This window comes from Streptomyces sp. CB02959 (assembly GCF_002803155.1).
Taxonomy (GTDB): domain Bacteria; phylum Actinomycetota; class Actinomycetes; order Streptomycetales; family Streptomycetaceae; genus Streptomyces.
Map to the genome: position 1 here is coordinate 163,247 of NZ_NNBP01000007.1, position 21,621 is coordinate 184,867.

The 21,621-nt window shown below is 71.7% G+C and carries 20 protein-coding genes and 1 pseudogene; 3 read left to right on the forward strand and 18 right to left on the reverse strand.

Annotated elements, in window-relative coordinates; translation table 11 throughout:
• Nucleotides 1–31: 31 nt before the first annotated feature.
• The 5 genes and pseudogenes from CG747_RS49350 to CG747_RS13890 form a co-directional block, all read right to left on the reverse strand.
• Nucleotides 32–151: pseudogene (locus CG747_RS49350) on the reverse strand (GNAT family N-acetyltransferase); the annotation flags it as partial.
• 50 nt (nucleotides 152–201) lie between these two features.
• Entirely contained in the window at nucleotides 202–567 is a 366-nt protein-coding gene (locus CG747_RS13875; protein ID WP_100602022.1) for a hypothetical protein, read from the reverse strand.
• A gap of 197 nt (nucleotides 568–764) precedes the next feature.
• Nucleotides 765–1,250, reverse strand: a complete 486-nt coding sequence (locus CG747_RS13880) for a hypothetical protein (RefSeq protein WP_100602023.1) — start codon at nucleotides 1,248–1,250, stop codon at nucleotides 765–767.
• 145 nt (nucleotides 1,251–1,395) lie between these two features.
• Nucleotides 1,396–3,135 carry an Ig-like domain-containing protein gene (locus CG747_RS13885; RefSeq protein WP_180985525.1) on the reverse strand — a complete coding sequence of 580 codons (1,740 nt, stop codon included), beginning with the start codon at nucleotides 3,133–3,135 and terminating at the stop codon, nucleotides 1,396–1,398.
• A gap of 160 nt (nucleotides 3,136–3,295) precedes the next feature.
• Nucleotides 3,296–3,886, reverse strand: coding sequence for a hypothetical protein (locus CG747_RS13890; protein ID WP_100602025.1), 591 nt, complete (start codon nucleotides 3,884–3,886; stop codon nucleotides 3,296–3,298).
• Between the two features lie 989 nt (nucleotides 3,887–4,875).
• Here CG747_RS13890 and CG747_RS13895 point away from each other — a divergent pair.
• The gene (locus CG747_RS13895; RefSeq protein WP_257980404.1) at nucleotides 4,876–5,262 is read left to right on the forward strand and encodes a hypothetical protein; all 387 of its coding nucleotides are present in this window, start codon (nucleotides 4,876–4,878) and stop codon (nucleotides 5,260–5,262) included.
• A gap of 213 nt (nucleotides 5,263–5,475) precedes the next feature.
• Here the strand turns inward: CG747_RS13895 and CG747_RS13900 are convergent, their stop codons facing one another.
• Complete coding sequence (locus tag CG747_RS13900) at nucleotides 5,476–6,435, reverse strand: helix-turn-helix transcriptional regulator (RefSeq protein ID WP_100602026.1); 960 nt, start codon at nucleotides 6,433–6,435, stop codon at nucleotides 5,476–5,478.
• Nucleotides 6,436–6,520: 85 nt separating this feature from the next.
• Here CG747_RS13900 and CG747_RS13905 point away from each other — a divergent pair, with 85 nt between their 5' ends.
• Both CG747_RS13905 and CG747_RS13910 read left to right on the forward strand, forming a co-directional pair.
• Complete coding sequence (locus tag CG747_RS13905; RefSeq protein WP_100602027.1) at nucleotides 6,521–7,669, forward strand: alpha/beta hydrolase; 1,149 nt, start codon at nucleotides 6,521–6,523, stop codon at nucleotides 7,667–7,669.
• A gap of 307 nt (nucleotides 7,670–7,976) precedes the next feature.
• Entirely contained in the window at nucleotides 7,977–8,657 is a 681-nt protein-coding gene (locus CG747_RS13910; protein ID WP_100602028.1) for a phosphatase PAP2 family protein, read from the forward strand.
• A gap of 21 nt (nucleotides 8,658–8,678) precedes the next feature.
• Here the strand turns inward: CG747_RS13910 and CG747_RS13915 are convergent, their stop codons facing one another.
• From CG747_RS13915 to CG747_RS13970, 12 genes are read right to left on the reverse strand one after another with little or no spacing between them, the layout of a single operon-like run.
• Nucleotides 8,679–10,031 carry a glutamate-1-semialdehyde 2,1-aminomutase gene (locus tag CG747_RS13915; protein WP_257980405.1) on the reverse strand — a complete coding sequence of 451 codons (1,353 nt, stop codon included), beginning with the start codon at nucleotides 10,029–10,031 and terminating at the stop codon, nucleotides 8,679–8,681.
• Between the two features lie 7 nt (nucleotides 10,032–10,038).
• Nucleotides 10,039–10,590, reverse strand: coding sequence for a dTDP-4-dehydrorhamnose 3,5-epimerase (gene rfbC, locus CG747_RS13920; protein ID WP_100602029.1), 552 nt, complete (start codon nucleotides 10,588–10,590; stop codon nucleotides 10,039–10,041).
• Between the two features lie 11 nt (nucleotides 10,591–10,601).
• A complete protein-coding gene (locus CG747_RS13925) occupies nucleotides 10,602–11,834 on the reverse strand; it encodes a polysaccharide pyruvyl transferase family protein (protein ID WP_100602030.1) in 1,233 nt (410 codons plus the stop codon).
• Complete coding sequence (locus CG747_RS13930) at nucleotides 11,831–12,778, reverse strand: glycosyltransferase family 2 protein (protein ID WP_100602031.1); 948 nt, start codon at nucleotides 12,776–12,778, stop codon at nucleotides 11,831–11,833. The genes CG747_RS13925 and CG747_RS13930 overlap by 4 nt, the downstream gene beginning before the upstream one ends.
• The gene (locus CG747_RS13935) at nucleotides 12,775–14,082 is read right to left on the reverse strand and encodes a hypothetical protein (protein WP_374701773.1); all 1,308 of its coding nucleotides are present in this window, start codon (nucleotides 14,080–14,082) and stop codon (nucleotides 12,775–12,777) included. Before CG747_RS13935 ends, CG747_RS13930 begins: the two co-directional genes overlap by 4 nt.
• Nucleotides 14,079–15,353, reverse strand: a complete 1,275-nt coding sequence (locus tag CG747_RS13940) for a DUF4910 domain-containing protein (RefSeq protein ID WP_100602032.1) — start codon at nucleotides 15,351–15,353, stop codon at nucleotides 14,079–14,081. Before CG747_RS13940 ends, CG747_RS13935 begins: the two co-directional genes overlap by 4 nt.
• The gene (locus CG747_RS13945) at nucleotides 15,350–16,384 is read right to left on the reverse strand and encodes an NAD(P)-dependent oxidoreductase (RefSeq protein WP_100602033.1); all 1,035 of its coding nucleotides are present in this window, start codon (nucleotides 16,382–16,384) and stop codon (nucleotides 15,350–15,352) included. The genes CG747_RS13940 and CG747_RS13945 overlap by 4 nt, the downstream gene beginning before the upstream one ends.
• A gap of 3 nt (nucleotides 16,385–16,387) precedes the next feature.
• A complete protein-coding gene (locus CG747_RS13950; RefSeq protein ID WP_100602034.1) occupies nucleotides 16,388–17,035 on the reverse strand; it encodes a PIG-L deacetylase family protein in 648 nt (215 codons plus the stop codon).
• The gene (locus CG747_RS13955) at nucleotides 17,032–17,859 is read right to left on the reverse strand and encodes a glucose-1-phosphate cytidylyltransferase (RefSeq protein WP_100602035.1); all 828 of its coding nucleotides are present in this window, start codon (nucleotides 17,857–17,859) and stop codon (nucleotides 17,032–17,034) included. Before CG747_RS13955 ends, CG747_RS13950 begins: the two co-directional genes overlap by 4 nt.
• Nucleotides 17,856–19,109, reverse strand: coding sequence for a class I SAM-dependent methyltransferase (locus CG747_RS13960; RefSeq protein ID WP_100602036.1), 1,254 nt, complete (start codon nucleotides 19,107–19,109; stop codon nucleotides 17,856–17,858). The genes CG747_RS13955 and CG747_RS13960 overlap by 4 nt, the downstream gene beginning before the upstream one ends.
• On the reverse strand, nucleotides 19,106–20,314 hold the full coding sequence (locus CG747_RS13965) for a glycosyltransferase (protein WP_100602169.1): 1,209 nt from the start codon (nucleotides 20,312–20,314) through the stop codon (nucleotides 19,106–19,108). The genes CG747_RS13960 and CG747_RS13965 overlap by 4 nt, the downstream gene beginning before the upstream one ends.
• Nucleotides 20,315–20,316: 2 nt before the next feature.
• A complete protein-coding gene (locus CG747_RS13970) occupies nucleotides 20,317–21,621 on the reverse strand; it encodes a hypothetical protein (RefSeq protein ID WP_100602037.1) in 1,305 nt (434 codons plus the stop codon).

The following is a 21,621-nucleotide window of genomic DNA, read 5'->3' on the forward strand; positions in this document are numbered from 1 at the left end:
TCCCGCACGGCCTGGGCAACTCGGGCGGCCGGGCTCCGTCGAGATCGACTTTGAAAAGGCCGGGGCGCCGCGTGGGCGCCCCGGGTATCTCGCGTTCGCCTTCGTCACGCGGTCGAGGGCCACCGAGGTAGGTGCCCACCTCTGGCGAGGCCGGCAGCGGCGTGCTCATCGCCGGGATCAGGACCCCGGCCCCGGAGCCCGTCAGCCACCCGAGCGGATCCGGTAACTGACGGCGGCGTAAGGGAAGTTGCCCTGTCCGAGGGTTCCCGTGCGGAAGTACAGGTCGCCGGTCTGGCCCGGGGCGCCGGTCGTGCAGTCCTTATTGAAGAAGACGTCTACGGACTGGTTCGACGCGGCGTAGAAGGAGCGGACCGGGGTGGTGAGTTCCTGGCACACCCCGACCTTTTCGAGGTCGAGCTGGACGGCGGTCCCGGTCCGGTCGGCGCCCGTGTAGAAGGTGACGCTGCCGAGCGTGGCAGCCTGTGCCTGGCCGGCTGCGGCCAGGCACAGCGCCGCCGCGGCGCAGGCGACGGCGGCTCTGCTCACACGCCGGCGGTTCGTCTTCATCCGTGCTACCTCACTTCTCGTCACATGTCAGGAATGCCAGGAAGGAAACCTGTAAGCCCGGTGATCCGGATCAACTCGAGCCACTTTGCTTCATCATTCAACGAGGAGAAAGAGGTAATCCAGTCAGGAATGCTCACCGACGATCAGCTTCCGGGGTCAGGTTCCGGTGACCGCCTCCCACGCCTGCCGCGTGCCGATCAGGGGCGCGAACTCCTCGAACGCAGCCAGTCGTCCGTGTCGCGGTGACGGCCGAGGGCGACAGCATCGAACTCGTCGACATGGTTGCCTTTGGCCACTCCGAGTCGCCGAAGCGCTTGAGAGATCGGGGTGCCGTCGGAGGGGTCCGGTTGTCCCTCTGCCAGGCACACCGGGCCGAGGACCACCTCCCCGCCATCCCATACCTGCGCGGACTGCGTCCCAACCCTGCCGAAGTACTCGGCCTCGACGTAGGCCACCGGACCGTGCGCGGAGCAGGCGGCCAGTGCGCGGTCGAACCTCGCGGGCGTCTTCCGGAACCCGTCGAGCTCGGGTGCTCCGGCGACGGTCAATGCGTCGAACAGCACGTCGGTCATGGGCAGCAGCGACAGCTGCTGGCCGAGTGGGGCCACATGCGCGTCCTCGACGGAGCCGATCAATTCGCTGAGCACGGGCTTGGCGGCGATGACCGCTTGCAGGCAATACATGCCGTCATTCTCGCCTGGACGCTCGGGCCGACGGGGTACTCGGCAGTGCCTGTGTACGTCGTACGTGGAATCCCACGCGAGACCTTATCCGGCCAGGTCCGGCCAGGTCCGGCCAGATCCGGCCGGACAGGGCCCTGGGCTCAGGTCACTTGCACTGACCGGTCTGCGGTCCGTTCACGGTGTTGCCCGACTGCTGCAGGGTGGGGGTGTTGCCCGTGCAGCGCAGTGATGCTCCGACCTGGTTGCCCTCGAACTGCGGGGCGAGGGCCTCGGGTAGCAGGCCGCTGCCACTGTTGTCGTTGATCCGCACTGGCGCAGACATCGTGTTGGACGAGACCTTCATGCCGCCGGTGTTGCCGTCCAGGGTCAGCGGGGCCTTGAAGGTGTTGCCTGTGCAGTTCGTCCCCTCACCCTCGCCCAGCAGCACGAAGCCGCTGGTGTTCTTGAGGGTTACCTCGGCGTCGAGGGTCGAGTGGCAGATGGTGATGGCGAGGGCGCTGTCCGAGGTCACCGGGCCGTTGACCTCGGCACCCGACACTGCCAGTGCCCCGCCGGGCTGCACCTCCACCGGGCCGTTCTGCGTACCGCCTGGGGCGATGCACAGTGACTGGTCCGCGGCCACGGTCAGTGGGCCGTCGTGGTTCGTGACGCACGGCTGGGTGAAGCCGACGCGGACGTCGGTGGGCGTGGGCGTGGTGGCGGCCGTGAAGGTGGGGTCGCCGTTGTAGGTGGCGGTGAGGGGGTGGGCACCCGGCTGGAATTTGGTGGTGGTGAACGTGGCCTTGGCGTCGTTGAGCGGCACGGTCGCCAGCGTGGTCGTGCCGTCCGAGAAGGTGACCGACCCGGTCGGGGTGCCCGCACCCGGGTTGGCCGAGGCCACGGTGGCGGTGACGTCGACGGCGTGGCCGAACAGCGGGGATGTGGTGTCCGCGTCGAGCGTGACGGTAGTCCCGTACTGGAACGTGACGATGGCCTTGCCGTTGCCGTGGTTGACGCCTTGGCGGAGCGCGACGTCGGTCGCCGACGGGTCCGCGTAGCTGCTGCCGCCGCCACCGCCCGCGCCCGGGAAGTAGCCCGGGTTGCCGCCGCCGGAGCCGCCGCCCCCGCCGTGCCAGCCGCCCCCGCCACCGCCGCCGCCGGGGCCGCCCGCGCCGCCGTTGCCGCCGGTGCCGCCGCTGCCGGGGTTGGGCTGGCTGGTGATGGGGTCGAGGTCGATGCCGGGGGTGCCGGGGCCTCCGTACAGGGTGTTGGGGTTGCCGTGACCGGCCGCGGTCCGGCTGCCGCCGCCGCCCGCGAGCCCCGACCCCAGCGGGCCGTTGCTCTGACTGCCGTCCTGGCCGACCAGTCCGCCGCCGGCGCCGCCGTGCAGTTCGGGCCCGCCGTTGCCGGCGCCACCGCCGCCGCCGGCCACCAGGACGCGGTCGGAGCCGTCGAACGCGGCGGTCCGGACGTCCGAGCCGCCTCCGCCCGAACCGCCGCCGCCGTGCGCGCCACCGCCGCCGGACCCGTGGCCGGTGCCGCCGGGCCGGGACGAACCGGGTATTCCTGCCGCGCCCACGGTGAGCTGGAGGGTCTGACCGGACGTCACAGGCAGGGTCGCGCGGGTCTCACCGCCCAGTCCGCCGGGGGCGCCGGATATCACCGGGTGGGGGTCGATGTAGCCGGCGGCGCTGCCGCCCTCGCCGCCGTACAGGTCGATGTCGACCGCGGTCACACCGTCCGGGACGGTGAAGATGTCCGTGCCTGCGGAGTCGTAGGTGCACGTGGGCCGTGGAGCTGTGGTGAAGACGCCGCCGGCGCCGCAGGGCTCGGCCGCACTCGCCGTGGCGGCGGCCGCGGTGAGGGGCACGATCGCGGTGGCGACGAGGCCGGTGGTACCGATCACCGACATCATCCTGGATCTGAAGATGCTCCGACGGGAGGTCGGGCTGCTGTTGCTCATGGGTGTTGACACTGTTTCTCCGGCCCGGTGGGCAGGCAAGGTGAGGGAACGGGTGGTTCGCAGACGGGTAGGGCCTGTCTGCGGATCGGGATCGACTGGGCAATCAGGTGCCGTCGTTGGCGCAGAGCGCCCAGACGTCTGCGTAGGTGTTGGTGGGGCCGGCGCCGCCCGCGTGGGCGTCCGCGGACCAGTACGAGGCGGTGGTGGTGCCGTTGCCGGCCGGGTTGCCGCCGGAGTCGCTGAGGGAGCTGCCGTTGAGGTGGTCGCCGCCCGAGCCGGGGCCGGTGTAGTCGGTGGTCGTCACGTTGCCGCCGCCGGGGCCGCCCGCGCCGCCGTTGCCGCCGGTGCCGAGCCAGTGCGTGTTGTCGGTGCCGACCACGCCGGTGGTGCCGGTGTATTCGGTGGAGCCGTCCGAGCTGGGCTCGGTGCCCATCACATGGTTGCCGTTGGACGACGTACCGGTCCCGATGGCCTGCTGGAGACCGCCGCCGGAGACGAGACCGCTGTTGCAGTCCGCGTGGGTCGAGATCTCGGAGAAGGTGATGCCGGGCCCGGCGGTCGCGCCGGGAGTCTGGACGGTCACGCTCACGGTGTTGGCGTAGGCGACCCCGGACATCGCCGGTGCCAGCGCCAACAGAGCGCCGATCACCAGCGCCCTGCCGGCCGATCGGCGCGGCAGGAATGTGGCCTTCATCGGACTCTTCCTCTCTGATTGCAGTGCTGCACACGCGGGCAGCGCGGAGAAAAGCCGTGCGGGAGAAGAACCGACCACTTCGGGGGGAGCGGTCGCCACGGGCCCGAGGCGGCTGGGGAGCCTTCGATGGCAGGAGACGGAACCCGTACGAGCCGGCACTCAACGCGGCTTGCAGACGCGGACAGTAACAGCCCGTCGGAAGCCGCAGCTACAGGCAAATCACACAGGTGAGGCTGGCAGATGCTACAGAGAATGCTTGTTTGGCCTTGAACTTGTGGGACGGTGTCGCTGCCCTCATCGCCGCGCGCCGCTCCGTGGACTGCCGGCCTGGGGCAGGCCGGGGCTGCTGGGCCCCGGTCCTCGCCGGGGCCCCTCGTGAGATCGACCGCTGAACGCCCTGGGTGGGGGTTGTACGACGGCGAAGAACGCGCTGCCCGTGCCCCCAGGCCGGGGGAGTGGAAGTACGCGTTGATCGCGTGGCTCAGATCGCCCTGGCTGAGGCAGCCGTCGCCGTTGGTGTCCGGCTGGCTGGCCCAGCACGCGCGAGGCGTCTCGGGCAAGGTCCCATATTTCGAGGTCCCGCGACCCTGACGGGGCCTGCGCAAAGCGGAGTTGGGAGCACAAAGGCGCGGTCGAATCCCGCGTGGAAACGAGTTCAGTGCCCAGGTCGGAGCCTCGGGTGCCGAACTCTTCTCCTTGGTGCGGCCGCGCAAGGGGCACGTCGTGGTGCGGTCTGAAGCCAACAGGTTGGAGCGTGCCTGGTCGGCAAGGTGAACGCGGGCGCCTGCTGCCGGGACCCTTCCCGGTCGACGATGCCGCGGCTCTCGGGCAAGCCACCGAGCGTGCTTCGGATGGTGAGTCCGTTTTGTCCGTGATATCCGCAAATGCGGCGCGCCGTCCGGTGCCTACGGCATATTTTCCATTAGGGTCCTGTGACTGTACGAAGTCGCTATATCACGGATTGCATCCGTTCAACCACTGGAGGAGAAATGCGCAAGCTTCACAGCGCCGCTGTCGTGGCTGTTGTCCTCGGTAGCTTCGGCTTCCTCGGCGCCGGCACCGCTTACGCCGACGGAGGGAGAGGCGGCATGGGTGGCACCGACTTCATGGTCAAGCAGGGCAGCCAGTGTCGGTCGCACGACACGAACGTCGACGTCCTCGGCGAGGTCGGGATCCTCAACGGCGTGCTGGGCAACGCCATCGGCGGCGAGGGCTCGCCTGGTGCGCAGAGCACCCGCATGGGCTCGTCCATGGGCTGCGACAACACTGCCGACCTCATGGGCGGCAAGAAGGGCGGCGAAGAGCGGAACGGCGGGGAGGGCCACGAGGGCAAGGGAGGCAAGGAGGGCGGAGAGCGCGGAGAGCACGGGGAGTGACACCGGGTCCGGCGTCCGGGCCGGGGTCGTTTCGGCCCCTTCGGTGCCAGGCCGCGGGACTTCGCTCGATCCACAGCTGGAACGAAAGGCGGCTGGCCAGGCTTCTCGGGGAAGCCCGGCCAGCGGCCGCGTTTCGGGGCTGGTGCGATGCGCCCGGCCATGTGTGTTTCAAGATGCATCTCGCGGAATGACCCGGCGGAACGGTACTGAGCGCTAAGGCGCCAGCAGGCTCCCCAGCTCCGTGCGCCGGTGCACCACGGCCCGCCCGGCGCGGACCGTGGTGATCAGGCCCGCGCCGCGCAGCGCGGCGGTGTGGGCCGAGGTGGTGGCGTTGCTGACGCCCAGCCGCCGGGCGAGCCCGCTGGTGGTGTGCTCATCGGCGAGGAGAAGCAGGATGTCGGCGCGAGTTCGCCCGAGCACCCCGGCCAGTGCGTCGTCACGGCCCCCCGCCCCGGCCGGCGAGAGCGGTAGGCCGGGCCCCGCCGGGTAGCTCAGGTACAGCGGGCGGTCGGACAGGTCGGCGATGAGGGGATGACCGGTCCAGTGGAAGGTGGGCAGCAGCACCACGCCACGACCGCCCAGCTTGATGTTCCGCGCGACGGGCCCCTCCAACTCCCAGACCTCGCCGTCGCGCAGTCGGGCACCGGGTACGAGTCCGACGAGTACGGCGCCGATGCCCTGCTCGGCCACGGCCACCGCGTGGCGGGTGAACTCCCGCTGGTGCAGGTCCTGCACCACGGGCCATACCGGGCGCAGCACCGTCTCGAAGGCGGCGTGCTGTGCGCGGCGGAGGAGTTGCCAGGCATGCGCGTCGCCCCGGTGCAGGTGGTGGATCCACAGCGGAGGCCGGGCCGCATGCCTGGCGTAGACGCGCTCGATCTCGGAGCGGACCAGGTCCGGGCACGAGGCCCGGACGGTGTCCAGCCCCTCCTTCAGGGTGTCGCTGAACACGTCGATGAAGGCCGGGGCCTCTCCGGCGGGGACCAGGTCCCCGAACGGCTCGGCGACGGACGGCAAGGAGCGGAGCAGCCGCCGCCTCCAGCGGCCGAAGACCAATGCGTCGTGGTGAGCGCACAACATGCTCAGGGCCGCGTTGAGTTCCTGCAACGGCGCCGGCCGAGGCGCGAACCGGACACGGGCGAAGTCGGCGGCCGTGAAATGGATCCGGATCACTACCCTCCCGGCCGGCGCAACGCCATCGTTTCGGCGAGACACTGAAGCATGGCCGCCCTTCCCTCCGGGCGCCAGCATTCAGGGCATGTCTTCTTCTGCCTTCACTGTAGACCGGCGGACCGTCACCAAGTCGGCCATGGCGGCCATCGCCGCACTGCTTCTCCCGGCCCTCGGTGGCGTGGCGCGAGCCGATACGGGGCGCCTCGCCCTGAGGCTGCCCCCACCGACCGGCCCACACCGGATCGGCGTCACCGCACTGCACTTGACCGACCGCTCCCGGCGCGACCCGTGGGAGCCGGGCATCGTTCGCGAGCTGATGGTCACGGTGTTCTATCCGGCCTGCGACGTCCGCGGCTACCCGGTCGCGCCCCAGATGACGGTGGGGGCTGCGCAGCATTTCCAGGAGTTCGCCCCGCTGTTCCACCCGGAGTTGCCGCGGGCCGGAGTGGACTGGGCGGCCGCCCTGGGCCACGCGCACACGGGCGCACCCGCGCAGCCCGTACGGCGGCCGGTGGTGCTGTACAGCCCGGGTGGCGGCGATCCGCGCACACTGGGCACCGGGGTCGCCGAGGAACTGGCGAGCCACGGGTATGTGGTGGTGACCATCGACCATCCCGGCGACGCCTCCGAGGTCGAGTTCCCCGACGGCTCCATCCGGGAGAGCGTTTTCAGGGGGGATCCGCGGACGGCACCGACCGTCTTCCGCACCGCGATCCGCACCAGGATCGCGGACACCGGATTCGTACTGGACCGGCTGGAAGCCCTGGCGGCCGGGCGAGACGGCCTCGGCCGTGCGTTGGATCTGAGGCGGGTGGGCATCTACGGCCACTCGGCGGGTGGAACGACGGCGGCCGAGGCGATGCACGAGGACCGCCGCATCAAAGCGGCGATCAACCTGGAGGGCTTCCTGGACTACCCGGACGGGAAGTTGTTCCCGATTGCCGAGCACGGGGCGGACCGGCCGCTGCTCCTCCTGGGCACCGACGGCTTCTCGCAGAAGGAGGAGCTGGAGCGTTCCTGGTCGCTCATGCGGCATGTCCACCGGCGGCAGCTCGATGATGCCGCGCATGGGGTTTTCACGGACTATGCGTCAATGGTGCCCCAGTTGCAGTCGGCCGGGCTCGTGACGGCCGACAACCGCAAGGAGCTGATCGGGGCGATCACCCCGGAGAAGTCGGTGCCGCTGGTGCGCGGCTACGTGCGCTCGTTCTTCGCCCGGCACCTCCGGGCGTAGCTCTCACGGCGCTGCGTACGGCCGGGTCTGTCACAGGATTGCCCGGACGAGTCCCAGCCTGCGAGGTTCCGAGGAAGGCGGTGGCGAACCGGATCGGCCGCTAGGGTGACAACCAGAGGCCGATACCTGTGCAGTCGGCCAAGACGACGGCCAGGTGGGCGAGTTGGGGACTGCGCAGAGTGTGGTGGCCGTGACGATGCCGTTTTCGAGCTGCCCGCGGGAGCCGAGGTATGACGGGACATATAGGCCGTGGCGTGCCCGGACTTACGGGCGCAGGTACCTCGGGTCGACCGGACGCGGTGGGCGGGTGACCGGCCGGCATGCGCCCGCGGTGCTGCCCTCGTCGCTGCGCGGGCGGCTCGGGCTGATTGCGGCCCTCGCCGCACTGGTGGTCGTCGTGCTCGGGGTCCTGTATGCCGACGACCACAAGGCCGGCATGGTGGATGGGCGGATCCGGGCGGCGGTGGACGGTGTGGGGCCGCCGTGGCGGTATGTCGCACTGGCCATGGACTTCTTGGGGGAGCCCGCCGGATCGGCGACGCTGGTCGTGGCCGCCGTGGCGGGCTGCCTGCTGCTTCGGCGTCCTCGCGCGGCGGTGTTCGTGGTTGCCGGGGCCGGCATGTCCGTGGGGACGGCGACGCTGATCAAGCCCCTGGTGGGACGCACCATCCACGGCGACAACCTGTCCTACCCGAGCGGGCACACCGCCTTCTTCACCGCGCTCTCCCTCGTGGTGGCGCTGCTCGCGACCGGCCGCCTCGGCCTGGGCAGGGCGGCCGGCACGCTGGTCGTGCTTGCCGCGGCGCTGGTTGCGGGTGCGGCTATGGGATGGGCGCAGGTCGTTCTGGGCGCGCATTACCCGACCGACGTCCTCGGCGGCTGGTGCACCGCGCTGGCGGTGACATCGGCGACCGCGTGGCTGGTCGACCGGGTGGCCGACCGGCTGGCCGATCGGATGGCCGACGCCGGTCGGCGACAGTGTTGCTGACGTTGCGTCAGGTCACGTCGGTCACGCCGTGCGGCGGAACACGGGCTTCACGGGGCGTCCGGCCAGCCAGGGGGTGGGGTCGGCGGCGTCCAGTGCCTTCCGGTACACCGCGCATGCCTGGGCCACCACCTCGACGGTGCGGTCGATGTCGGCGTCGTCGAGCGCGCTGCTCACCACGAACGACGGGGCCAGCACTCCGCCCGCGAGGAGCCGGCGCAGGAACAGGGTGCGGTACTGCTGCGACGGCTGCCGGTTCTCGTCGAGGGTGGCGAAGACCAGGTTGCTGGCCCGGCCCCGGACGACGACGTGGTCGCCGACGCCCATGCTCGCCGCGGCGTCGCGGACACCGGCGGCCAACCGCTCGCCGAGGGCGTGCAGCCGCGCGGTGATGCCCTCCTCCGTGTAGGTGGTCTGTACGGCCATCGCGGCTGCCAGGGAGTGGGTTTCCGCGCCGTGCGTGGTGGACAGTAGGAACACCCGGTCGCCGGAGTGGCGCAGCCCGCCCCGCTCCATCAGGTCGCGGCGCCCGGCCAGTGCGGAGACGGCGAACCCGTTGCCCAGCGCCTTGCCGAACGTGGAGAGGTCGGGGACGACGCCGTACAGGCCCTGGGCGCCCGCCTCGGACCAGCGGAGGCCGGTGATCATCTCGTCGAAGATCAGTACGCAGCCGTGTCGGTCCGCTAGTTGGCGCAGGCCGGCGAGGTAGCCCGGCGGTGGCTCGGTCTGGCCTGCGGGTTCGAGGATCAGGCAGGCGATCTCGCCCTGATGACGGGTCAGCAACTCCTCCGTTGCGGCCAGGTCCCCGTAGGGGAACGCCACGGTGAGTTCGATGGTCGCCGACGGAATGCCGGCGGACATCGGCGTGGTGCCGATGAACCAGTCGTCGACGGAGAAGAACGGATGGTCGCCGCAGACGGCCACCCGCGGGCGCCCGGTGGCGGCGCGGGCGAGGCGCACCGCGGCGGTGGTGGCGTCGGAGCCGTTCTTCGCGAACTTCACCATGTCGGCGGTGGGCACCGTGGCCAGGAAGCGTTCCGCGGCCTCGACCTCCACGAGGGACGGCCGGACGAAGTTGCTGCCGCGGTCGAGTTCCCGCCGCACCGCCTCGATCACGCGTGGATGGGCGTGCCCGAGGCTGACCGACCGCAGACCGGAGCCGTACTCGATGTAGCGGTTGCCGTCGATGTCCCATACGTGGGCGCCGCGGCCGTGGCTGATGACCGGGGTCAGGCCCTCGGGGTACTGGTCGTCGCCCTTGGCGTAGGTGTGCGCGCCCCCGGGGATCATGGCGTGCAGCCGCTCGTTCGCCTGCCGCGACCGGGTCAGGCGGAACTCTTCGGTGTCTTCGATTTCTTCGGTCTCTTCAGTGGCCACGCCTGCCTCAACTCTCCCTTTGCTGAAGGACCTTGGCGAGACTCGGCGCCTGCCGGTCCCGCTGGGACATCGATGCGGCCGGCAGCGGCCAGGGGATGGCGAGCTCCGGGTCGTCGAAGGCGATCGTCACGTCCTCGGCCGGATCGTGCGGGCGGTCGATCCGGTACGAGGTGTCGGCGGTCTCGGTCAGTGCCTGGAAGCCGTGCGCGCACCCCGCCGGGATGTACAGGGTCGTCTGCGTCTCGCCGGACAGCTCGAAGGAGGCCACGTTGCGGTAGGTCGGCGAGTCCGTCCGCAGGTCCACGACGACGTCGAAGATCCTCCCGTACGAGCACCGCACCAGCTTCGCCTCGCCGGCGCCGGAGCGCAGGTGCAGGCCGCGCAGCACGCCCCGGACCGAGCGGGACACGCTGTCCTGGACGAAGGCGTCCGGGTCGAGGCCCACCGAGCGGACCACGTCGGCGTCGAAGGTGCGGCAGAAGAAGCCGCGCTCGTCGGCGTACGGCGTCGGTTCGAAGAGGTAGGCGCCGGCTATCGCCGGGACTTCGGTCGCTTTCATTCCGGGCGCATTCATGGAGCCTCCCGCAAGGCGTGGGGGTGGTCGTTCGTCGGGAACACGGCCCTGGTCAAGGCGGTGAACTGGTGGTCGAGTTGTCGGGTGGCGTCCGCGTTCCTCTCGGCGAGGGTCTGCCGCAGTTCGGCCGAGCGCTTCTCCAGCGCCCGGAACTGTTCGAGCAGCCGGTCGGTGTCGACCTCGCGGGCCGGGTGGCAGTACGCGCCGAGGCCCATCCGGTCCATGAGCGCGTCGCTCTTCGCCGCGTAGCTGAGGGCGAGCGTCGGTGTGCCGGTCCGCAGCGCGCAGATCAGGTTGTGGTAGCGGATCGCCACCACGGTGTCGGCGGCCGCCGTCTCCTTCATCAGGTCGGCCAGTGAGGCGGTGTCTGCGGCGGTGACCAGCGGCGAGTCCACCGCGTCGAGGATCGCGGCGACCACCGGCGCATCGCACCCGTCGCCCGTCAGCAGCCGGACCGGCCTGCCGTCCTCGACCAGCGCGCGGACGAAGAGCGTTGTCCCGTCCAGGTAGCGGCGGTGGATCTCCTCGGCGCGGGCCCGGTCGTCGTTGCCGCCGTGGAAGTCCATGACGCCGACGCAGACCGGGCCCGGCGCGTCCGAGGCGGCGCTCGCCTCCGGCGTCGGCAGGGCGAATGCCAGGTCCGGGTGGACCGCGTCGCCCGCGGTGTCCACGCCCATCGCCCGTATCGCCTCGCGCGACTGGGCGTCCCGGTACGAGCGGTACGCGGCCAGCCGCGCCGACCAGCGCACCAGGGCCCGGGTCGGCCGGTTGCCGATCGCGGCGGCGCCGACGCCGACCAGCGCGACCGGGGTGCCGAACAGTCGGCCGCTCGCACAGAGCAGGAACAGCGAGTACGGGAAACCCCACGGCCGCAGCGGCAGCGTGGCCTCCAGGACGCCCATGCCCGGCACGATCACCACATCGTGCCGGCGCACCCAGGCGGCGGTGCGGAAGACGTCGACGAGTTTGCCCAGACCCTTCCCCGCGACCGCGCCCGCACGTGACGCGGTCCGGTACTCCCCGCGGTACCAGTGCAGCCGCGTCGCGGGAATCCCGAACCGCGCCGAGACGACTTCGGGTCCGCCGCACAACGCGTCCACGGCCGCCTCCGGGTGCTCGGCGCGGAGGTACCCGAGCACGGCCTCCAGCGACCCGTCGTTGCCGAGGTTGCCGGAACCGAGCAGGCCGAACACCCCGACGCGCAAAGGGGTTTCGTCCGCGGACGTCATGCCTGCCTCCCCTCACGGCCGGCGACGAGGGCGTCGACGGAGACGGTGAGCAGCGCCGGGTCGACCGGGGCGCGGTCCTCGACCCGCTCGCCGGCGCCCGGCCGGACCCGGCTGGTCATCCACGCGGCCAGGTGGCGGAAGCACGCGCGCCGGTCGGCCTGGGACAACGGCGCCCGCCGGATCGCCGAGGCGAAGCCCCAGACGTACTCGGCGAGCAGCCGGGGCGTCGGGTGCAGCGGGCCCGCCCGGCGCGGGTCGAGGTTGACGCACCGGGCGCGCTTGCCCGGGTTCGCCCGCTCGGCGCGGGTGGGGTGGTCGCGGCGGAAGTACATCAGCTCCGGCACCTGGTGGAAGGGCCCGTGCAGGGTGATCTCGGCGACGAACGCGCGGTCCGCGTGGTGGTAGCTGTCGAGCGGCTTCACCCGGCGCAGCACGTCGGCCCGCAGCACCCCGTAGAAGTCGTCGCCGCCCGGCTCGAACAGCAGACTGCGGAAGCGCTCCGGCGCGTGCGGGGAGTCGGTGGCGAGCCCGTACTCGTACGGGACTTTCACCTCGCCGTCGCCGTCGACGACCGCCTGGCCGGTGTGCGCGAGGATCACATCCGGCCGCTCGTCCAGCGCCTCCACACAGCGTCGCAGCAGGTCGCGGGCGTAGAGGTCGTCGTGCGAGGCCCACTTGAACAGCTCGCCGCGGCACTCGTCGAAGACCCGGTTGTGGTTCGGCGTGGCACCGATGTTCCGGGGCAGCCGGAGATAGCGGATGCGCGAGTCCCGCGCGGCGTACTTGCGGCAGATGTCCTGGGTCCCGTCGGTCGAGGCGTTGTCGGAGACGACCAGCTCGAAGTCCTCGTAGGTCTGGCCGAGCAGGGCGTCGAGCGACTCGGCCAGGTACTCCTCGCCGTTGTAGACGGGCAGGCCGATGCTCAGCCTGGGTTGGGCGGTCATGGAGTCCTCACTTCGGGGGTGGGGTTGCGGTGGTGCTCGTCCAGGGCGGACCGCAGTTGCAGCCACCACACGGCCGAGCCGCTGACGGTCGCGGCGGCGACGCCCCAGGCCGAGCCGACGGTGCCGGCGACGGCCGCCCCGCCGAGTCCGCCGCCGACGTAACAGGCCGAGGCGAACAGCTGGCAGCGCAGGCTGCGCCGGGCGGCGGCGAGTGCGCGCAGCCCGGCCGCCGCGCCGGTGCCGAGGCCGGCGCCCGCGACGCCGAGCGTGATCGGCACGATGAGCTGCGAGGCGGCGGGCCAGACGCCGCCGAGCACCAGCTCGCCGAGCCGGTCCGGCATCAGCAGCAGCGCCCCGCCCCAGAGCAGCGCGGCGGCTGCCTGCCCGCCGCCCAGCAGCAGGCAGAACGCGCCGAGGCGGTTCGGGGCCCGGCGCAGTACCCGGGCCGCCTCCGGGACGGTGACCAGTGAAAGGCCCATCAGCACCGCGAGGAACGGGCCGAGCAGGAGCTCGGCGCCCCGGACCGCACCCACCGCGCCGACCCCGACCATCGCGCCGAGCCCGTAGGCCCGGAGCTGGCTCGCGCCGCTGAGGGCGACGTTCTCGACCAGGTACCGGTAGCCGAGGTCGCGCTGCTTGCGCAGCCAGCCGCGCGCTTGCGACACCCGGGGCCGGATGCCTGACTGGAGGCAGCCGAACCCGGCGGCGACCGCGGCGGACCCGCCCCAGGCGAGTACGAAAGCGGCCACGCTGCCCACCCGGGCCGCCAGCACCATGGCCGGGACGAGTGCGACGCCCCACACCAGGTCGTTGACGAACGCCTTCCGCCCGGTGCCGGCGGCGAAGAACGCGTACCGCCAGGCGTCCTGCAGCAGCAGTCCCGGCAGCACGACGCCGAGGCAGGCGAACGCGGGCCCCACGGGGCCGCCGAGAGCAAGCCCGACCAACAGGCACGCCGCGCCGAGGGCGGAACCGAGGCCGAGCGCGGTACCCGACGACCGGGCCACCGCCGCGCGCCAGGACGCGGTCGGCACGCCGCTGAAGCGCACCACGAGCGGGTCGGTGGCAAGGCCGCGGGAGACGTTGAGCACCACGCCGTAGGTCACCCAGGCCAGGCTGAAGACGCCGAACGCGGCCACCCCCAGCGAGCGGGCCACGTAGACCCCCACCACGAAGTTGGACAGGCTGGAGGCCGCCTGGTCGGCCAGTCCCCAGGACAGCCGGCCCGCTACGGCCCGCCGGGCGGACCGGGCGGGTGTCGCCATGGTCTGCGGATTCCCGCCCTCGATGGCCATCGGCGTCATGCCTTGATCAGCCCGGCGCCGCACAGGGCGTCGGCCGCGGCGGCGACGGTGTCGAACGGCAGCGCGGACCGCTCGGCGACGTCCAGCAGACTGTGCTCGCCGTCGGAGAGGCTGAGCACCCAGAGCATGGCCATCTGGGCCTGCTTGGTGTCGCTGCGGCCGCCGAGCGCGTCGTACAGCCCGCGCCGGCCCAACTGCGGTTCGCCGTAGGGGCTGAGGTTGAGGTACCGCCGGTTGCGGTCCAGCACGGCGAAGGCCTCGCGGCAGACGGCGAGCGTGTCCGCCATCGCCTCGGCGGAGACGAAGTCCGGGTTGTCCGCCGAGGTGTGGTACTCGGGGTAGCCGGCGTACGGGGTCCGGCTGAGCGAGCCCACGCCGAGATCGAACCCGGGTGAGCAGAACTGTCGCTCGTCGTAGCCGTACGGAGTGAACTCGGCGATGTGGTGCGGGCGTTTGGAGGCGGTCAGCACGTGCCGCAGCACCCGGTCGATCTCCGCGTCGCCGCGCCTGCTCTGCTTGTACGTCAGCCGGCCCGGGTCGCCGGCGCAGGCCAGCACCAGGCCGTGCTTGACCCTGTGGATCCGCTCCGCGTTGCGGGCCAGCCAGGTGATCGCCCCGATGGTGCCGGGCGCGAAGATGAACCGGTACGTATAGTAGGGCGTCAGCTCCGCCAGCGCCCGCGCCAGGAACGTCGCCACCGCGATACCGGCCAGGTTGTCGTTGGCCAGCGACGGGTGGCAGACATGGCAGGAGACGATCACCTCGTCGGGGACCTGGCCGCGGACCACGTGCTCGGCGTAGGTGAGGTGGCCGTCCGCGAGGGTCGAGTCGATGCGGACCTCGTACTCGCCGTCCGGCAGCGCGTCCAAGGTCTCCTGGGCCAGGCAGAACCCCCAGTCCGGCTTGTAGTAGCTGGTGCGGTACGGCACCCAGGCCGGGTGGTCCGGCAGGGTGTGCAGGTGCGCGCGCAGCTCGGACAGCGGCATGGTCGCCGACACCGGCACGCTGTAGCCGAGCACGTGCAGACTGGACGCGGCGAAGTCGACGACCCGGTGGCCGGTGGCGTCGGCGATGTACGCGTCCCGGATGTTCCACTCCTGCGGCACCGTCCAGTCGAGCACCTGCGTCCCGGTCGGCACCTCGTGCACCGTGAGCGGGACGTACTCGCCGACGATGTCCAGGGTGTCGCGCACCCCGTCGCCGGTGATGCTCCGGCACAGCGGGTACAGCCGCTCCACCAGCGCGTGCATCTGTTCGCCGAGCTCGGTCATCGGCGCCGCCGCAGGGTGCCGTCGACGGCGCCGGCGTCGGACGCCGCGCGCAGCACGGCCAGGCGGGTGAAGCGCCGCTCGAAGTCCTCCTTGGTGAGTCCGAACTTCCGGTAGGCGTCGGCGAGTTCCAGCGCGCCCTGCTTCACGGTCCACTCGCAGTCGAAGCCGGGGACGGCCGCGCGGAACCGGGAGAAGTCCACCCGGTACGAGCGCGGATCCGCGCCGTTCTCCCCGGTGATCCTCACCCGCGCGCCGGACACCGCCTCGGCGACCTGCTCGGCGATCTCGGCCACCGTGACGTTGTTGGTCTCGCTGCCGATGTTGAACGCCCGGTCGTGCACCGCTTCCCGCGGCGCGACCAGCGCGGCCGCGAAGGCCCGGGCGATATCGGCGGCGTGCACCAGCGGGCGCCAGGGCGTGCCGTCGGAGAGCACCAGCACCTCGCCGGACAGCAGCGCATGGCCCACGAGGTTGTTCAGCACGATGTCGGCGCGCAGCCGGGGTGAGTAGCCGAAGGCGGTGGCGTTGCGCATGTACACCGGGCTGAAGTCGCCGTCGGACAGCGCGTGCAGGTCGTCCTCCACCCGCACCTTGGACTCCGCGTACGGCGTCACCGGGCGCAGCGGGGCGTCCTCGGACACCAGGTTCGACAAGTCGGGGTCGCCGGCGGCGCCGTAGACCGAACACGTCGACGCGTACAGGAAGCGCCGCACCCCGGCGTCGCGGGCCAGTCGGGCCAGGCGGACGGACGCGTGGTGGTTGATGTCGTAGGTGAGCTCCGGCGCCAGTGATCCCAGCGGGTCGTTGGACAGCGCGGCCAGGTGGATCACGGCGTCCACCCCGGCCACGTGTTCGGCCGTGGCGTCGCGCAGGTCCACCTGGTGCCCCGGCGGGTCCGCGGGCGTCGGGCCGAGGACGCAGTCGGCGAACAGGCCGGCGTCGAGGCCGACGACCTCGTGCCCGGCGGCCGTGAGGACCGGGGCCATCACGGTGCCCAGGTAGCCCAGGTGTCCGGTCAGCAGTACGCGCAAGGTTCATTCCCCCAGGTCGAGAGTGAGTTTGGTGACGGCGAACGCCTCGGCGTAGCGCGCGTGGCATTCGATGCCGCGGATGCGGGCGAGACCGAGGAAGGCCTCCCGGTCGTACCAGGGGCGGTGCCGCTGCGAGGGGTAGTGCTCCTGCAGCAGCCGCACCTTCTCTTCGGCGATCTCGGGCGACAGCGGCTGGTACGCCGTCGGACGGCCGAGATCGCCGTCCCACTTGACGATCTCGTAGCCGAGCACGAGGTGGTCGCGGAACGCGGTGGGGATCAGCTGCGCCAGGCCGCGGTGGTCCTGGTGCGCGTCATCGGCGCGCGGGGCCAGCACGAGACCCGGCTCGGTCCCCGCGCGCAGCTCCTCGACCGCGGCCTTGGCCTGGTCCCAGTGCGCGGGCAGTCGGCCGTCCGGCAACTTGTCCACGGTCAGGTGCAGTTCGGCGCCCGGGCAGAAGGCGGCGAGCGCGGCCTGCTCCTCCTGCTCCCGCTCGCTGCCACCGCCGGAGAGCACCAGCGCATCGATGCGGATACCCGGCCGTGTGCGGCACATCGTCAGCAGCGTGCCGCCGGCGCCGATGGCGATGTCGTCGCAGTGCGCGCCCACCGCGACGATCCGGTCCGGGCGCCCGGCCCCGAGCCGGATCACGCCCGCGCTCCGGCGCAGTCCCTGCCGCCGGTCGCGCCCGCCCCCGCGCCGTCCCGTTCCCACACGGCCCACGGGCGGTCGCCCCGGGCGTAGGCGGCGTCGAGCGCGGCCCGCTCCTTCACGGTGTCGGTCGGCTTCCAGAAGCCGCGGTGCTGGTGCGCCACCAGCCGTCCGCGCTTGGCGAGTTGGGCGCATCCGTCGGCGACCAGGTCCCCGTTCTCCGGTATGTGGTCGAAGACCTCCTGGCGGAGCACGAAGTAGCCGCCGTTCTCCCACAGCGGCAGTTCGCTCACCGCGGTGATGCCCCCCACCAGACCGTCCTCGCCCAGGTCCACGCAGTGGAACGAGGACTGCGGCGGCACCACCATCATCGACGCGCCGGCGTCGCGCCGGGCGAAGGAGTCGATCATCTCCGGCAGGGGAGCGTCGGTGAGCACGTCGGCGTAGTTGGCGAGGAACATCTCGTCGCCGTCCAGGTGGTGTCGCACCCGGCGCAGCCGCTCCCCGATCGGCGACTCGACGCCGGTCTGCGCGAACGTGATCGTCCAGGAGGCGATGTCGGTGGACAGCAGCTCGGTCCGCCCGCCCCGCAGCACGAAGTCGTTGGACGTCGTCTCCTCGTAGTTGAGGAAGAAGTTCTTGATGTGGTGCGCCCCGTACCCGAGGCACAGGATGAACTCCGTGTGCCCGAAGTACGCGTAGTAGCGCATGACGTGCCAGATCAGCGGCCGCGGGCCGACCATGGCCATCGGCTTGGGCATGTCGTCCGCGGCTCCGCTGCGCATCCGCAGCCCGTAACCGCCGCAGAACAGAACGACCTTCATGCTGTGTCCTCTTTCAAAGACGTGACCTCGACAATGCTCAGTTCAGGGATGGGAAAGACCAGCCGGCCGCCCCAGGCGTGCACGAAGGACAGCTGCTCGACCAGTTCGGCCCGCAGGTTCCACGGCAGGACTAGGACGTAGTCCGGTCGGTCGGCGGCTATCTGCTCGGGCGGCAGGATCGGGATGCGGGCGCCCGGGGTGAACCTGCCGTGTTTGTAGGGGTTGCGGTCGACGGTGTACGGGAGCAGGTCGGGCCGGATGCCGCAGTGGTTGAGCAGGGTGTTGCCCTTGCCCGGGGCGCCGTAGCCGACGACCGTCTCGCCGCGCTCGGCCGCCTCGATGAGGAACTTCAGGAGGTCCCGGCGGACCTTGGCCACGCGTCCGGAGAACTCGGTGTACCCGGACAGCTCCTGCAGCCCGGCGGCCTTCTCCCGGGCCAGCACGTCGGCCACCCGCTGTGTCGGCTCGCCGGCCACCTCGGCCGGACGGGCCCACAGCCGGATGGAGCCGCCGTGCGTGGGCAGCAACTCGACGTCCACGAGGGCGAGTCCGCCGCTCTCCAGCGCCCGGATCGCGGACGCGACCGTGTAGTACTGGAAGTGCTCGTGGTAGATCGTGTCGTACTGGTTCTCCTCGATCAGGGTCAGCAGGTGCTGCACCTCGATGGAGACCCAGCCGTCGTCGGCGACCAGCGCGCGCAGCCCCTGGGTGAACCCGACCACGTCGGGGATGTGCGCGTACACGTTGTTGGCCACGACCAGGTCCGCCGGGCCGTGCTCGGCGCGGACGGCCGAGCCGGTGTCCGGGTCCAGGAACTCCGTGAGTGTGGGCACACCCTTCTCCCGCGCCGCGGCGCCGACGTTCACCGACGGCTCGATGCCCAGGCAGCGGATCCCCCGGTCCACCATGTGCCGCAGCAGGTATCCGTCGTTGCTCGCGACCTCGACCACGAAGGCGTCGGGGCCGAGCGCAAGGCGCCGCACGGCGTCGGCGACGAACGTACGCGCGTGCTCCACCCAGGACGTCGAGTAGGAGGAGAAGTACGCGTACTGGGTGAACGTCTCCTCCGGCGTGATCAGCGGTGGGATCTGCGCCAGCCAGCAGTCGGTACAGACCCGCAGGTGCAGCGGGTACGCCGGCTCCGCCGTGTCCAGTTGGTCCGCGGCGAGAAAGCTTTCACATGGTGGCGTCGCCCCAAGGTCGACGACGCTCGCCATCGCTTCCGAGCCGCAGAGTCGGCATCGTGTCATCTACTTCCCCCCATTGATTCCGTCCGACCCGCGATCGCGGTGCGGTACGCATCCACCAGGCGCTCAAGGCCGACGGCCGGGCTGAAACCCCGCTCGTAACGGCGCCGGGCCGCCTGGCCCATCTCCCGGTTGCGGCCCGGTTCGGCCGCGATCCGGCGTATGCAGGACGCGAGCGAGGCGGCCTCGCCCGGCCGGTGCAGCAGGCCGGTCACCCCGTCCTCGACGAGTTCGACGAAGGCGCCGTGACCGGCGGCGACGGTCGGCACCCCCGCCGCCATCGCCTCGACGACCACCAGGCCGAACGCCTCCAGCCACGTCGAGGGAGCCACCACGGCGACCGACCGCGCGATGGCCTGCCGGCACCGGGCCGTGTCGTACAGGCCGACGTACCGCACGTCGTCCCGGTCCGCCGCCCAGGCGGTCACCTCCCGCTCCAGCGGCCCCGTGCCGGCGATCACGAGTGGTACGCCCAACCCGCCGCTCCCGGCGATCTCGTCCCACGCGGCCATGAGCAGCCGCACGCCCTTGGCCTCCGCGAGCCGGCCGAGATAGAGCAGATGCTCGCCGGCACCCGCTCGGCGGACGTCCGGTTCGGGCACGAAGTTGTGCTTCACCGCCAGTCGTTCGGCCGGCATGCCGGCCCGCACCAGGACGTCGCGCTGTGCCGCGGAGATGCAGAAGAACCGCTCCACGCCGGACCACCACCGCCGCCGGTTGACCGACAGGCTGACCGCGAGCGGCACCGTCGCCAGCCGGGAGCCGCGGTAGCAGCCGTGCCGGACGGCGGGCAGCGGCGTCGACCCGACGCACTCGGTGCACGGCCGGCCGTCCCGCTGCAGCGTCCCGGGCGGGCAGACCTGGGTGTAGTTGTGCAGCGTGGCGACGGCGGGCACGCCGGCGTCGGCGCAGGCGGCCAGCACCGCGGGGGACAGGAGCGGGAAGACGTTGTGGACGTGCACCACGTCCGGCCGGTCGGCACGGAGTCGGGCGGCGAGTTCCGCGCGGACCGCCGGGTTCCACGGCACCAGCAGCGGCAGCGCGGCCTTGCCGAGCAGGGACCGGGCGGCGATGTCGTCGCTGCGCCGCTCGAACACCTCGACCCGGTGGCCGGCCGCGCGCAGCAGCGCCGCCTCCTGGTCGACGACCTTGTTCTCCCCGCTCGGCTGCGCCGAGGCGTAGCGGTTGTGCACCACGAGGACGTGCATGGTCAGGTCACCTCCGATCTGCGGGCCCATCGCGGGATGTGCCGTCGAGGAACTTCGGGCGTCGGGACGGGCGTGGCCGCGGCGGGCACCGTCAGCAGCGAGGCGGCGACCGTCAGATGCAGCAGATACGGCGAGGCGTCGCCCAGCCCGGCCTCGGTGTACGACGCGATCGCGCAGTAGCTGATCAGGAAGATCGCGCAGGCCCTCGGCAGCGACGGTGGCCGCAGCAACGCGACGCCGCCCAGCACGAGGATGATCGCCGCCACGAGGGCGATACCGATCAGACCCTGCTCGTTGTAGACGGCCAGCCAGCTGTTGTCGATCGGCAGCCCGCCGAACGACTTGTCGCCCAGGCCCACGCCGAACATCTGCTCCGTGGTCGTCCGGGGCGCTGCCAGCAGGGCGTCCCAGACCTTGGCCCGACCGGTGAGATTGGAGAAGTTCTCCTGGCTCTGCCCGCGCAGGAACCACGTCTGCAGCGCGGAGCTGAACGCCACCGCGGCCACCGCGGCGCACAGCACCGCCCAGGTGAAGAACCGGCGGGCGGCGGCGCTGGTCAGCATGAGCGAGCCGATCGCCAACGCCAGCCCGATGAACAGGCCGAGCGTGGCCGTCCGGGTATGGGTCAACGCGAGCAGGACGAGCGACGGCACGATGACGACCGCCGCGCCGGCCCGGTCGGTCCGGCGGCCCAGTACGAGCAGCACGGTGAGCCCGATGATCACCGCCGCGTACTGTCCGATCTGCGGCGGGGTGAGCGGCCACAGCGCGCCGACAAGACGCCCGCCGTACAGGTCGGGCATGGCCGCACCCGGCGAGACCACCAGGCCGGCGGCCACCGACCCGAGGACCGCGAAGTACATCCGGATGTGGTGCCGGACGAACGTCGGGCCGCCGTCCCACCAGCGGCTGAGCAGCCACAGCGTGCCGACGAAGAGAGCCAGCCGGGCGCAGCGGAACAGCGCGCCGAGCCCGGACTCCAGGTGCGCACTGGAGATCACGCTCGCCACCAGCAGCAGGGTGAGCAGGAACAGGAAGGCGCTGGGTCGGATGCGCAGCCGGACATTGAGCGCGAGCGCCAGCGCGAACGCGGCGACCAGCGCGCCCATGGTGACCAGCTGGATGAGTGAGCGGGGCAGCGGAATGATGGTCTTCGCCCCGGCGGAGCCGAGCGTGTTGAGGACCAGCAGCCCCCAGACGATCCCGACCGTCCTCGGTGTGCCGGCCGGGCGCGGTGCCGCGCCGGGCCGCGGTCCCGCCGTGTCCGGTCCGCCCGGCAGCCCACCGCGCGTCAGATCCCCGACCAT